The sequence below is a fragment of the Kosakonia sp. genome, from assembly GCF_032052965.1.
Lineage (GTDB): Bacteria > Pseudomonadota > Gammaproteobacteria > Enterobacterales > Enterobacteriaceae > Kosakonia.
In genome coordinates, this window is the sequence record NZ_DAMBVN010000001.1 from 131572 (window position 1) to 144767 (window position 13196).

Sequence of the window (13196 nt, forward strand, 5' to 3'; positions counted from 1 at the left end):
AAGCCCCGCTCGATTATGCTGGCGGGGCTTTTCGACGAATTACAGCGGAATGATCCCCATCCCTAATGCGGCAACCAGCGCCAACACGCTTAACGTCCAGACTTTAAAGATGGCATGTCTGATGTGTTCATCCACACGCAGCGAGAGCAGGTTTAATCCCAGATGCGTAGCCGGAATGACCGGGCTTAGCAGTAAGCCAATCTGTTCAGTAATCAGCATGGCAATGGTCACGTGCATTGGCGAAACATGAAAGGTTTCACCCAGCCCGACGGCCAGCGGCAGCAGTGCAAAGTAAAACGCGTCGGAACCGATTAAAATGACGATCGGTACGCTAAACGCTGCCAGCAGCAAATAGAGATAAGGTCCCAGACTGGCAGGCAACACCGCGGCCAGCGAATCCACCAGCGTCGTGATGATGCCCGTATTTTGCAGAATACCGACAAACACGCCAATGGTCAGAAAGATCACAATAATCGGGAAAACAGTGAGCGCGTAATCCTTTATTTTTTGTTGTGCATCTTTCGGATTAGGGAAATTGATCACGGTGGCAATAGAAAAGGCGATCATAAACAAGTAATTACCCGCCACCAGGCCGCTGATTAATACTACGATGGTGGTGATCACCAGCGCAAAATTGAAACGTAATAACCCTTTATTTTGCACTTTCTTACTGACCAGAAAATCATGTCGTAATGCGAGGAACGCGCTGTGATCGATTCCGGCGTTATTTTTCATTTCCACTCTGGCCATATACCAGCACAGGATCACCCCTAACACGAACAATACACCTTGTAGTGGCAATAAATTGTAATATACATCGAGGATATTTAAATGGGTGACGGCAATAGCGCGGTTGAGCGAGCCCCCCCAGGGCGTAATACCGGTTACGCCAACACCAACAGTGATGAGCAACAGCAAGGTTTTTTTACTGATATTCATTTTTTCATAGATCGGTAATAACGCGGGCACCGTTACTAACAGGGTCGCATAGGCATTACCATCCAGACTACATATAGAAGAGATAATCAGCGTCGCCAGCAATACAGAGAACACCGATTCTGAGACAAAACGGAGGATAAACCGCACAATGACATCAAACACGCCGGCTTCTTTCATTAATGTGAAGAACATAGCGCTGAAAGCGACCAGCGTGGCAGTACCGACAACAGATTTCAGGCCGCTGGCAACATATTCACTCAGTACCTTAAACTCAAAGCCGCAGACCAGAGCCGCGATAGTTGGCAGAATAATAAACAGCACAGCCGGAGGAAAGGTGTTTTTTAATAAACACCAGGTTAAAACGCCGAACATTACAATGCCGACGATAAGCATAAGAGACATATCGTTGTCCTGTTTTTTTAGAATAGTAGAGTAGCGGTCTGCGTGAATAACACGCAGACACGATCGCCGAGATTTAATTCAGGTGGCTTATTTCATATTAAACAGCGTATTCAGCTCGGCGACATTCTCCTCGCTAAGAGTCCGCATGCCATAGGGTTTTAGCATAAAATAGAGTTTGGCTGTCTCTTCCAGCTCTTCGGCATTAAAACAGGCTTCCCGAATATCTTTCCCGGCGATAATTGGCCCATGATTCGCCAATAGCATGGCGTTATGATCGCGCGCCAGTTTTTCTACCTCATCGGCAATTTTTGGCGAGCCGGGGCGAATATAAGGGATCACCGGTAATTTACCGACACGCATAACATAATAAGGCGTGATAGGCGGCAGGGCATTTTCAACATTCAAATCACTGAGGCAAGAGAGCGCCGTGAGCCAGGGTGAATGTAAATGAACAATACCCCCGCAAGTGGGGCGCTGGCGATAAATAGCCAGATGCATTAACACCTCTTTGGAGGCTTTTTGCCCGGAAATCAGCTCTCCGCCCATCGTCACCTTGCTCAGTTGGTCGGCATCAAGATCGCCGAAACTGGAATTGGTCGGCGTCGCCAGAATGTTGCCGTCCGGCAGCTTCAGGCTAATGTTTCCTGCGCCACCACTGCTGTAACCCCGCTGATACATCGATCGCGCATAACGCACAAGATCATTACGTAACTGGTACTCACTCATTGAAAATTCTCCTGCGCTTTTAAGAAGAAATCGGGTGCGCCGAAATTGCCGGATTTCAGGATCATCCACAGAGATCCATCACGGCTTTGTGTCCACGGAACGCCGGGCGCCACGGTATGACCAATCACCATGCCGGTGATATGAAGGCCCTGAGTGACCGCTCCGGAGGTTTCGCCGCCCGCGACAATAAATTTATTAAAACCGTCCTGCCGCAGTCTGTCGGCCAGCTGCGAAAAGAAACGTTCGATTTTTTCACTGACCTGCGCCGCGCCATAATGCTTCTGAACGGCTTCAATGAGTTGGGGTGGCTGGGTGGCGTAAATGAGGGGCGCGAGATCGCTATCGGCATGGCGTATCGCCCAGCGCAGCACGCCAGGCAAATAACTTTCATCATTGACGATTTTTTCAATATCCAGCGCCAGCGCATCCGCTCGCTGTGAGTAGAAATTCACTTGTTGGTTGGTCATTGAAGAGCAACTGCCAGACAAGATGATCGCTTTGCCCGCTTTGGGTACCGGCAGTGTTGTCTGCGCGACGGGGTTATCCGTTACATCCAGGCGCGCAATCGCGCTGCCCAGGCCTGCCGCGCCAGTCACCAGCCGGAAGTGGCGCGTTTTACTTGCTACCACGCGCAAATCCTGGTTATCGAGCACATCGAATACCACGTACTTAATTTTATTGAATGCCAGTTGTTCGAGCTGGCGGGCGATGTCATCAGGCGCATTTTTAACGGTATTCAGATCCACGATGCCGCATAAACCGGTGGATTGCTCTTCCATCAACGCTTTGATGGAAGACTTCATCATCGGCGTGACCGGGTGGTGCTGCATCCCGCTGTGATTCAGCAATTGCCCTTTGACAAACAAATGGCCGTGCACAATGGTGCGCCCATTGTCCGGCACGGCGGGGCAGAGCACCGTCATGGAGGCATTAACGAGTTTCATCAACGCGTCCGTCACCGGGCCGATGTTGCCATAAGCCGTAGAGTCAAATGTCGAGCAGTATTTGAAGAAAAGCTGCTGGCATCCCATCTCCAGCAGCCATTCTCCCGCGCCGAGAGACTGTTCTACCGCCACTCCGGCAGCGACAGAGCGGCTTTTTAAGGCAATCACAATGGCGTCGGCTTCTCCGGGCTGCACGGTTTCTGCCGGCACGCCATTAAAAAGAATGACCCGCCATCCCGCTTCCGCCATGAAACTGGCAATGTCCGTTGCTCCTGTAAAGTCATCTGCGATGACACCCAGCTTTATCATGTCATTTTTCCGGTGGTGAAATTTACTCCTGATTCTGCTTTTATTGATTAATAAGTGCAATATGGAGTGGGTGTGAAATGTGTTTTTGATCACAAAAATGTATGCGAGCGGATTGATGTATTTAACTTTTTTCTAACTTCTCCTCACCTTGCAGCGTGATTTCTGGCTTTTTTGGCGCTATCCTGTTTCAAGTCTCCCGATGGTTGTTAAAAAAAGAAAGCATTTGTTGTGTTAAAAATGTGATCTTCATCAATTTGCGTTGAATGCATTTATTGATATAAAAATGCAATCGATAGTTAATCAGTGAACTGGAGTGTGTATGCGTATTTTGGTTTTACCTTGTGATGGGATCGGCCCGGAAATTACGTCTTCTGCGGTTACCGTACTGAAGGCGCTGGATGCAGCACGCGGCCTGGGTTTTAGCTTTGACTATGATGATGTTGGCTTCAAAAGCCTGGAGAAATTCGGTACCACGCTGCGTGATGAGACGCTCGAAAAAGCAAAAACCTACGATGGCATCATTTTGGGCACGCAGTCGCATGCGGATTACCCCGTACCGGAAAAAGGGGGACGTAATGTCTCTGCCGGGTTTCGTATCGGGCTTGATCTGTATGCCAACGTTCGCCCTGCACGCACGCGTCCTTTCCTGACCTCAAACATGAAAGAAGGAAAGACAATGGATCTGGTTATCATGCGTGAAGCGACGGAGGGTTTTTACCCCGATCGCAACATGACGCGCGGTTGGGGAGAAGTGATGCCCAGCCCGGATATGGCGCTGTCAACGCGGAAAATCACCCGCCATTGTTCCGAACGTATCGCGCGCAAAGCTTTTGAACTGGCTATGCAGCGGCGTAAAAAAGTGACCGCCATTCATAAAGCCAACAGCTTCCACATGACCGACGGTCTGTTTCTGGAGTGCGTGCGCAACGTCGCCAGGTCCTTCCCCGAAGTGGAGCTGGATGACCTGCTGGTGGACGCCTCCACTGCGCACCTGGTACGCAACCCGGAACGTTTTGACGTGCTGGTTGCCACTAACTTTTACGGCGACATCATTAGCGATCTGGCCAGTGAACTCTCGGGCAGCCTCGGACTGGCGGGATCCATTATGGCCAGCGACACGCACTGCTGCGCGCAGGCACAGCATGGTTCCGCACCGGATATTCAGAATCTCGACAAAGCCAACCCGGTATCGATGATCCTGTCGGTAGCGATGATGCTGCAATGGTACGCAGAAAAACACGATAAGCCGGTGTTCCTGAAAGCCGCTGAAGAGATCAACCGTGCAGTAGACGAGGTGCTGGAAAACCCGGAAAACCGCACACCAGATCTGGGTGGCAAATGTGGTACCAAAGCCTTCTCAGAGAGAGTGGCAGCGGCAATCCGCGCCTGATGTTAATAGCGCCATCTGCGGATGGCGCTCTTTTAAGGATAACCTGATGCAGCAACGTATTGTGCTTGTCCACGCGACACCCCTGGCGATGGCACCGATTAACGAGGCGTTTGCCCGCCTGTGGCCAGAAGCCAGCGTCAGCAATTTACTCGACGATGCCCTGTCGGTTGATCGCCGTCGCGAGGATAACCTGACCCCGCATTTATATCAGCGGATTGCGGATTTGGTTGCCTATAGTCAATCGATAGAGGCAAGGGCAATTCTGTTTACCTGCTCGGCTTTTGGCGAAGCCATCGATGCCAGCGCAGCGGGGCAGGCTGTGCCTGTGCTGAAACCGAATGAAGCGATGTTTGAGCAGGCGCTTAACCTCGGAAACCGTATTGTGATGCTGGCAACCTTTGGCCCTGCCGTAGCGGGTATGGAGGCAGAATTTGCCGACATGGCCTCGCGCATTAGCCCGCAAGCGACACTGCGTACCTTCGTGATTGCCGATGCGCGTGACGCGCTGGAAACCCATAACCCGGCGTTACACAATCGTCTGCTGGCAGAGAAAGCTGCCACCGTGAAAGATGCCGATGTGATTTTACTGGCACATTTCTCAATGGCCATTGCCCTTGACCAGGTTCAGGCTGCCGTGACCTGCCCGGTATTGAGCAGCCCGCAAGCGGCGGTCAATAAACTCAAGTCGTTACTGAAATAACACACGAGCGCGACTCTTATTACAGGGCGAACTGTGAATAGCGTAAATAAAGAAAAGGAGGTGAAATACAGCGTTATTTCACATCCTGTCGGCTGCGTATTGCCGGAAAAAAGCTGCGATTGCCATCATCATATTTTTGATCCTCGTTTCCCGTGGGCGCCAGGTGATACCCGAAATTTACCTGCGGCAACGGTAAAGGATTATCAGCATTTTCGGCAGCGGCTTGGATTACAACGCAACGTAATTGTGCAACCGTCTTCCTATGGCGATGACAATCGCTGCTTGCTGGCTGCGTTACGCTATTTCGGTGGTGAGGCGCGCGGTGAAGCTGTGATCACGCCTGCCATCAGCGATGCGCAACTGGATGAATTGGCAGAAGCGGGCGTAACAGGCATTCGCTTCAATTTTGGCGCGAAAGCGGTGACCACGCCCGACATGATTTTGCCGCTGGCGCACCGGGTGGCAGAGCGGGGATGGCATATACAATTTCATGCGCCGGCAGATACCTTGCTCGAATTAAAACCGTTCATTGAGAAAGTCCCTAACCGAATTGTAATCGATCACTTTTTCCGTTTACCGCAACCGACGCCGATGGTGCATCCAGCCTGGCGATTTGCATGGGAGTTAATCGACAAAGGCAATTGTTGGGTGAAACTTTCTGCGCTGTATCACCAGTCTGCCGTCGCGGATGTTGCTGATATGTCTGCGGTGATCCAGGCGTTTATATCACAAGCAACTGAACGTGTTCTCTATGGCAGCGACTGGCCACATCCGAATCTCATTTCAGCCAATAAACCGATGCCCGATGATGCCCTTATTCTGAACCGCCTGTTCGAATGGGCGCAGAATACCTATTGTCGTCACCGGTTATTTGTTGCGAATGCTGAAGAATTTTATCGATTTAATTAGCTTTGCATAAGGCCAATATAAATGAAAATAGCACACGCTGAGACCTCGAAAAATAAACCCTCCCATTATCGGTATGTGATCTTACTGATGGTGTTTTTTAGTATTGCCCTCAATCATGGCGACCGGGCAACGTTTTCTATTGCCGGCACCGATATGGTGAAATCCGCCGGACTGGATATTGTTGCGCTTGGTTATCTTATTTCCACTTTCACCTGGGCCTATGTGCTCGGGCAATATCCGGGCGGGTGGTTACTGGATCGCTTTGGCTCGAAAAAGGTGCTGGTTACCGGCGTTTTCACCTGGTCTGCCTTTGTCTTCCTGGTCGGTTTTAGCTCCGCATTTGATAATGTCTGGGTAACGCGCATCCTGATGTTTGGTTTCATTTTTATGATGGGACTGATTGAAGCGCCGACGTTACCGGCCAACTCCCGTTTCCTGGCGGCCTGGTTCCCGGCGAAAGAGCGGGGTAAAGCATCGGGTTTCACCACTGCAGCGCAATATTTTGCCTTGGTGGTATTTTTGCCCACCATGGGCTGGTTCTCTTATCACTATGGCTGGGAATCGGTGTTCTGGTTTATGGGCGGGTTGGGGATTGTAGTGTCGCTGGTCATGAATAAGGCGCTGGCGGATACCCCAAAAGTCCACCCGTTAGTGAACAGTGCGGAACTGGAATATATTCAAAGCGGCGGCGGCCTGACGAATATGAAAGTGACACACAAGAACGACGATTCCGCCAAAGGCTACACCCGCAAGCTGCTCACCAACCGCCTGGCGCTGGGCGTCTATATGGGGCAATTTTTCTTTACCGTCCTGTCGTACTTTTTTCTCACCTGGTTCCCGGTTTATCTGGTTCACGATCGCGGCATGACGATCCTGAAAGCCGGTTTTGTCGCCTCGCTGCCGGCGTTATGCGGTTGTGCAGGCGCGTTGCTGGGCGGCGTATTGTCCGATTATATGTTGAAGTCCGGATTCAGTTTATCGGCGGCGCGCAAAACACCGATCGTTATCGGCATGTTACTGGCGGTAAGTATGGTGATTTGTAACTACGTCGATTCGGCCTGGATCGTGGTGGCCATTATGTCGCTCGCCTTTTTCGGCAAAGGATTTGGTGCGATGGGCTGGTGTGTGGTATCCGACTTCTCACCTAAAGAGGCAGTGGGATTGAGCGGGGGGTTGTTTAATATGATCGGCAACATTTCCGGTATTTTCACCCCAATCATCATTGCTTACATCATCAAAGATACCGGTTCGTTCAATGGTGCGCTGATTTTCGTGGGCGTGTGCGCGTTTCTGAACTTGTGTTGCTATCTTTTTATCGCCGGGAAGATCCAGCGCTTACACTTTCCGGGAGAACACACCGATAGCACGACAATCACAGGAGAGCCGGATGCCAGCAGAAGCTGATTTACCGCTACGTTTCGCCATTAACCTCGGCAACGCGGTACTTACGACCACTACCGCGCAGGGCGAACCGGGCGGGATCACCGTTGAGATAGCCAAAAAAATAGCCGCCCGCATGAACCGCCTACCACAGTGGGTGACTTACCCCGCCGCGGGAAAAGTGGTGGCAGATGCGGCCAGTGGCCGTTGGGATATTGCATTTCTGGCTATCGATCCCAAACGTGAAGCGCAACTGCATTTCACCGCGCCCTATATCACTATTCAGGGAACGTTATTGGTGAAGGCAGACGATCCATTGCGCAGTGTTGCTGAGATGGATAAGCCAGGCGTGGTGATCAATGTCGGTGAAAATGCGGCCTATGATCTCTGGCTTTCGCGCCATCTCAACCACGCAACCCTTAACCGTCTGCCGTCCTCGCAGGCGGCGATTGATCACTTTTTGCAGGGCGAAGGCGATATGGCGGCCGGGATTCGCCAGCCGCTGGAAAAAGCAGCGCGGGAAGCGGTGGGGTGCCGGGTGCTGGAGGATAATTTTACCGAAATCGCGCAGGCTATCTGCGTGGCGAGACAGGATGCGGCTTCATTTGCCTTCCTGCATGAATGGCTCGCGCAGTGGCAACAAGAGGGCGTGATTGAGCAGATTATCGCTGCGCATATGACCTGACGTTAACCGGGTATCAGCGTTCGCCGTTGGCGAACGCTGCCTTGTCGAATGTGCAATTTTCATTCAGCGATCTTTATGACAGGTTAATTCCTAAGACAAGACCGATAAAGACGTAAGGCGCGCATAATGCACAAAACCGTTCCGTTGACCCCGTTCCGTTTTCACCGTTCAGACTTTCAGATAGTCGCCCTCGACAGCCTGTTACCGCTTCCCGCAGTGCAAAAATTACCGTGGTGCCTCCGGTTGTTGCTGGAAAATGTCGCCCGGCGGTCACCGGAAACCCTGCCCACGTTTTTGCATTACCTTTCTGGTGCGTTGCCGCCTGGAGAGGTGCTGTTCTATCCCGACAGGTTAATGTTCCATGACACGACCTGTTTGCCTGCGTTGGCGGACTTTGCGGCCATGCGCGATCTCATTGCCGAACAGGGCGGCGATGCACGCAAGATGAATCCGCGCATACCGGCGGTGCTGACTATCGATCACTCCGTGATTGTTGAACGTTATGCCAGCCCGGATGCAGTAGAAGAAAACCTGAGTATTGATTTTCACCGTAATCAGGAGCGCTATCGGTTTATCCGCTGGGCGGAACAGTCGCTGGATAACTTTCGCGTGATCCCGCCCGGTACCGGCATCATTCACTTGATGAATCTGGAGAATATCGCCGACGTGGTGAGCACCGATCGGCGCGGGGCAATCCCGCTGCTACACCCGGACTGCATGATCGCGACCGACAGCCACACGCCAATGATTAACGCCTTAGGCATTCTTGGCTGGGGCGTGGGCGGGCTGGAAGGGCAGGCTGCGCTGGTTGGTGAACCGGTTACGCTGCGTTTCCCGGACGTTGTCGGCATCCGCGTGAGCGACGTTTTGCCTGCCGGTGTGACGGACAGCGATCTGGCACTGCATATCACCCGTTTGCTGCGCGAGCACGGTGTCGTGGGTAAGTTTGTTGAATTTACCGGCCCGGCGCTGGCGCACATGTCGGTGGAGTCGCGGGCGACTATCGCCAATATGGCCCCGGAATATGGCGCGACAGTAGTGCTGTTTCCCTACGATCGCCGCAGCGATGAGTATATGCGTCTTACCGGACGCAGCGAGGCGCACTGCGATCTGACATGGGCATATCTGGCGCGTCAGCAGTTGTTATACGATGCAGATGGGCCGCAACCGGATTATCACGCGGTGATTGAGATCGATCTGGCGGCTATCTCGCCAGCCATGGCCGGACCGGTCAACCCGCACCAGCAGGTAACGTTGCCTGAGGTGGCGCACAGTTTCAGCCAGACGTTGCCATCTGGCGAAAGCCAGCGTCAGTGGCAGCACTCCTGCTATGCCGAACCGGTGCGCCAGGGTGCAATCGCTATTGCCGCCATCACCAGTTGTACGACCACCGCCAATCCCCGGCTTATCATTCAGGCCGCGCTGTTTGCCCGCAATGTCGCGCGTGCCGGGTTGGTGCCGAAACCGTGGGTAAAAACCTCGTTCTCGCCCGGATCCCGCGCCGTGACCGATTATCTGACGCAGGCCGGGTTGTTAACGGAGATGGAAAAGGTCGGCTTTCATGTCACCGGGTACGGATGTATGACCTGCATCGGCAGTTCCGGCGCGCTGCAACCGGCCATGGAAACGCTGGTAGTGGAAGGGCTTAAGGCTGTGTGTGTCCTTTCGGGGAACCGTAATTTCCCAAGACGTGTTAATCCGTCGTTAGGGCACGGTTATCTCACGTCGCCAGCGATGGTGATCGCCTGGTCGCTGCTTGGCAATATTCAGCACGATATTGCCGCCACGCCACTGGGTGTGGATACGCACGGGAAACCGCGTTATCTGGCTGATTTAATGCCAGACCACGAAGAGGTGCAGGCGATCGTCAGGCAATTCGTCACCCGCGAACATTACCAGCTGCGTCGGGCAAGCGTGTGGCAAGGCACGCCGCACTGGCAGAATATTGCCGCGCAGGGCAGTACGTTTTTTCCGTGGGACACGACCTCGACCTATCTTCGCCGCCCCGGTTATCTGCAAGGGAAAGGGCGCGACCCGGCCGCGCCGCTAAGTTTACGCGGTGCGCGCGCTTTTTTGCGCCTTGGCGATGATGTCACCACCGATCATATTTCCCCGGCCGGGGCCATTGCCGCCGACAGCGCAGCAGGTCAGTGGCTGCTGGCGCAGGGGGAGTCTGTGAATGATCTTAATCTTTACTCCACGCGCCGCAGCAATCATGAGGTCATGATCCGTGGCGCGTTTACCAATTCGTCGGTTATCAATCGGTTGTTACCGACGGCGGCGCAGACGCGAGGCGGGCTTGCCTGGGCGGCTGATCATCAACAAATTATGCCGGTCTATGCCGCTGCGCAGAGCTGGCTACAACGACAGATCCCGCTGGTGGTGCTGGCAGGAGAGCGTTATGGCGCGGGGTCGAGTCGTGACTGGGCCGCAAAAGCACAGGCATTACTGGGCATTAAGGCCGTTGTGGCGTGCAGTTTTGAGCGCATTCACCGTACCAACCTCATCGGCATGGGCATCATTCCGTTGTGTTTTCTGCCAGGCGAGGCGAAGAATGTCCCGCCTCTGGATGGCAGTGAACAGCTGGATTTTAGTGGGCTGGAATGCCTGAGTCCCGGCCATACCGGGGTGAGTATGAGCATTTCGCGACACGGCACGCCGATCGCCAGCGTACAATTGCAGGCGGCGATCGACTCCACACAGGAGCTGCGTTATCTCATGCACGGTGGCATTTTGCCGTATGTCATTCACCAGACTATCCATTCTCAATGAGGGAGAACATGCGCTACGACCTGACCACGCTGTCGCTGTTTGTGGCCGTGGCTGAAGAACAAAACCTGACCCGCGCGGCCCGGCGTAAACACATGGCTGTTTCGGCGGCCAGTAAACGCATCAGCGAGCTGGAATTGCAGGTTGGTACGCCGCTGCTGCTGCGGTTGCCGCGCGGTATTGAACTGACGCCCGCCGGACACTCGTTGCTCTTTCATGCCAGAACCATTGGCAAAAATCTTGCGCAAATGGAAGAAGAACTCGGGGATTATGCCGCCGGTGTTCGCGGGCATATTCGCATTTGCGCCATCCAGGCGGCTTTAATGCATCACCTGCCGCTGGCGCTCAATCGGTATCTTGCGGCCTTCCCACAGACGGATATCGACATAGAAGAGCGCACCGGCATGGGCGTGGTACAGGGGCTACTCGAGGGCAGCGTCGATGTGGGGTTTTTCTCTACCTGGACCACCCCCGCGGGGCTTGAGGTCTGGCCATGGCGTGAAGACAGTCTGGCCGTGTTGATGGCGATCGAACATCCACTGGCAATGCGAGACACGCTGAGATTAAGTGAGTGCGCTGGCGAGAAAATGATTGGCGCGCACCGCGACAGCACGGTCAGCCGTATGCTCGAGCGGGAAGCGGCAAAATCAGGCATTACGCTGGACATTAACCTACGGGTGAGCAGCTTTACCTGCATGGCTGAACTGGCGCGCCAGGGGCTAGGGATCGCCTTGTTACCGGTCAACGAAGTCAATCACTTCACCTTGCACCCGGCGCTGAAATGCATTCCGCTGGAGGAGCGCTGGGCAAAGCGCGAACTGCTGGTAGCAACGCGCCGCTATCACGAGGCGTCTCCGGCCGCTAAATCACTGATCGATCATCTGACCGGTGGGCAGCGTGCCCCGCAGTGAATAGCGACTGCGGGGTGGGGATTACACAAAGCAGATGCAGGTGGGGCTCTCCGCCGGAATAATCATACCGCTTGCAGTCAGCATGCCGGACCCGGCATCAACGTGGAATTCACACAGCGTGTCGGCGTCTTCGTTGGCACTGTAGAAGCAGGTCCCTTCGGGCGAAAAAGCGGTAAAGCGCGGCGTTTTGCCGCCACAGTTTACCCACCCGGTGGCTGTCAGCGTACCGTGTTGTTGATCAATGCTGAAAATACCGATGCTGTCATGCCCCCGGTTCGCAGCGTAAAGAAAGCGCCCGCTCCGGTGTACTTCTACTTCGCTGGCGTCGCTGCGCTCTTCCCAGCCATCAGGCAGACTGCTGAGGGTCTGTTTCAGGCTGAGTGAGCCGCGTGAGGCATCATAATCGAAGACACAGAGGGTGTTCCCCAGTTCTGTGAGGCAGTATAGCCAGCGCCCGGAGGGATGAAAGTCGACGTGTCGCGGCCAACTGCCGTCGGCCAGCCGGACTTCGTCCGTTTTTATCACCTCGCCTTGCTGAAAACGGTAAATTTGCAGCATATCAAGGCCCATTCCTGCATCGCGGCCCTGAACGGGAACCGCGAAATGCTGCTGATCCGGGGCGAAGATGATCTCGTGAGGACGCGAGAGGTTTTTTGCGGCGCCCACGGCGGCAGGGCGACCGGCAATGGGGGTAAACGCCAGCGGTGGCGAAAGCGCATCGGCATTTTCTACGGCCAGGCAGGCAATATTTCCTGCTTCGTGGTTGGCAATCAGCACGTATTTTTCATCGGGCGTCAGCACAGCGTGGACCGGATTATTCCGCCGAAGAGGATCCAGGTCCGGGTGACGGTTAGCAGGGCCAGTGGTTTGATCGGACAGCCAGCGTAGTTCTCCGCTCTGGCTGTTGCGCTGATAGACGCTGATCCGATCACCGTCACCGTGGATTGCATACAGTCGCGTTGCCGCTGCGTTGAGGGTAAGCCATGAGGGATTTTCCTGTGATGAAGCGAGCGTCTGCACCAGGTGCCAGACGCCTGGTGCATCTATCCGAAAAACCTTAATTCCGCGTCCACGTGCGCCGCGTCTCTGCGACGTTCGGCAGCCAATGTAAGCATAAGAGGGCATGATCGAC

Annotated in this window: 11 protein-coding genes; 7 read left to right on the forward strand and 4 right to left on the reverse strand. The window is 54.0% G+C overall.

Translation table 11 applies throughout. The features are described from left to right. Window positions 1-39 precede the first annotated feature (39 nt). From RTX30_RS00685 to otnK, 3 genes are all read right to left on the reverse strand, one after another. The gene (locus RTX30_RS00685) at window positions 40-1341 is read right to left on the reverse strand and encodes an SLC13 family permease (RefSeq protein ID WP_312685805.1); all 1302 of its coding nucleotides are present in this window, start codon (window positions 1339-1341) and stop codon (window positions 40-42) included. Between the two features lie 87 nt (window positions 1342-1428). Next, complete coding sequence (locus tag RTX30_RS00690; RefSeq protein WP_312685808.1) at window positions 1429-2067, reverse strand: aldolase; 639 nt, start codon at window positions 2065-2067, stop codon at window positions 1429-1431. Further along, the gene (otnK, locus tag RTX30_RS00695) at window positions 2064-3320 is read right to left on the reverse strand and encodes a 3-oxo-tetronate kinase (RefSeq protein ID WP_312685810.1); all 1257 of its coding nucleotides are present in this window, start codon (window positions 3318-3320) and stop codon (window positions 2064-2066) included. Before otnK ends, RTX30_RS00690 begins: the two co-directional genes overlap by 4 nt. 319 nt (window positions 3321-3639) lie before the next feature. Between otnK and RTX30_RS00700 the strand changes: the two genes are divergently transcribed. From RTX30_RS00700 to RTX30_RS00730, 7 genes are all read left to right on the forward strand, one after another. Then, window positions 3640-4710, forward strand: coding sequence for an isocitrate/isopropylmalate dehydrogenase family protein (locus RTX30_RS00700; protein WP_312685812.1), 1071 nt, complete (start codon window positions 3640-3642; stop codon window positions 4708-4710). 46 nt (window positions 4711-4756) lie between these two features. After that, window positions 4757-5410 (forward strand): aspartate/glutamate racemase family protein, encoded by a 654-nt coding sequence (locus tag RTX30_RS00705; protein WP_312685815.1) that lies wholly within the window; start codon window positions 4757-4759, stop codon window positions 5408-5410. A gap of 60 nt (window positions 5411-5470) precedes the next feature. Next, window positions 5471-6319, forward strand: a complete 849-nt coding sequence (locus tag RTX30_RS00710) for an amidohydrolase family protein (protein ID WP_312685818.1) — start codon at window positions 5471-5473, stop codon at window positions 6317-6319. Between the two features lie 21 nt (window positions 6320-6340). After that, a complete protein-coding gene (locus RTX30_RS00715) occupies window positions 6341-7723 on the forward strand; it encodes an MFS transporter (protein ID WP_312685820.1) in 1383 nt (460 codons plus the stop codon). After that, complete coding sequence (locus tag RTX30_RS00720) at window positions 7707-8384, forward strand: transporter substrate-binding domain-containing protein (RefSeq protein ID WP_312685825.1); 678 nt, start codon at window positions 7707-7709, stop codon at window positions 8382-8384. Before RTX30_RS00715 ends, RTX30_RS00720 begins: the two co-directional genes overlap by 17 nt. A gap of 126 nt (window positions 8385-8510) precedes the next feature. After that, complete coding sequence (locus RTX30_RS00725) at window positions 8511-11156, forward strand: aconitate hydratase AcnA (RefSeq protein ID WP_312685828.1); 2646 nt, start codon at window positions 8511-8513, stop codon at window positions 11154-11156. Window positions 11157-11164: 8 nt separating this feature from the next. After that, entirely contained in the window at window positions 11165-12064 is a 900-nt protein-coding gene (locus RTX30_RS00730; protein ID WP_312685830.1) for a LysR substrate-binding domain-containing protein, read from the forward strand. A 21-nt stretch (window positions 12065-12085) separates the two neighbouring features. Here the strand turns inward: RTX30_RS00730 and RTX30_RS00735 are convergent, their stop codons facing one another. Beyond that, a complete protein-coding gene (locus RTX30_RS00735) occupies window positions 12086-13189 on the reverse strand; it encodes a lactonase family protein (protein WP_312685833.1) in 1104 nt (367 codons plus the stop codon). Window positions 13190-13196 lie beyond the last annotated feature (7 nt).

Excerpts from the sequence above, each read along its gene's own strand:
- RTX30_RS00685 (WP_312685805.1), bottom strand. The coding sequence starts at position 1,341 with ATGTCTCTTATGCTTATCGTCGGCATTGTAATGTTCGGCGTTTTAACC.
- RTX30_RS00690 (WP_312685808.1), bottom strand. The coding sequence starts at position 2,067 with ATGAGTGAGTACCAGTTACGTAATGATCTTGTGCGTTATGCGCGATCG.
- otnK (WP_312685810.1), bottom strand. The coding sequence starts at position 3,320 with ATGATAAAGCTGGGTGTCATCGCAGATGACTTTACAGGAGCAACGGAC.
- RTX30_RS00700 (WP_312685812.1), top strand. The coding sequence starts at position 3,640 with ATGCGTATTTTGGTTTTACCTTGTGATGGGATCGGCCCGGAAATTACG.
- RTX30_RS00705 (WP_312685815.1), top strand. The coding sequence starts at position 4,757 with ATGCAGCAACGTATTGTGCTTGTCCACGCGACACCCCTGGCGATGGCA.
- RTX30_RS00715 (WP_312685820.1), top strand. The coding sequence starts at position 6,341 with ATGAAAATAGCACACGCTGAGACCTCGAAAAATAAACCCTCCCATTAT.
- RTX30_RS00720 (WP_312685825.1), top strand. The coding sequence starts at position 7,707 with ATGCCAGCAGAAGCTGATTTACCGCTACGTTTCGCCATTAACCTCGGC.
- RTX30_RS00725 (WP_312685828.1), top strand. The coding sequence starts at position 8,511 with ATGCACAAAACCGTTCCGTTGACCCCGTTCCGTTTTCACCGTTCAGAC.
- RTX30_RS00730 (WP_312685830.1), top strand. The coding sequence starts at position 11,165 with ATGCGCTACGACCTGACCACGCTGTCGCTGTTTGTGGCCGTGGCTGAA.
- RTX30_RS00735 (WP_312685833.1), bottom strand. The coding sequence starts at position 13,189 with ATGCCCTCTTATGCTTACATTGGCTGCCGAACGTCGCAGAGACGCGGC.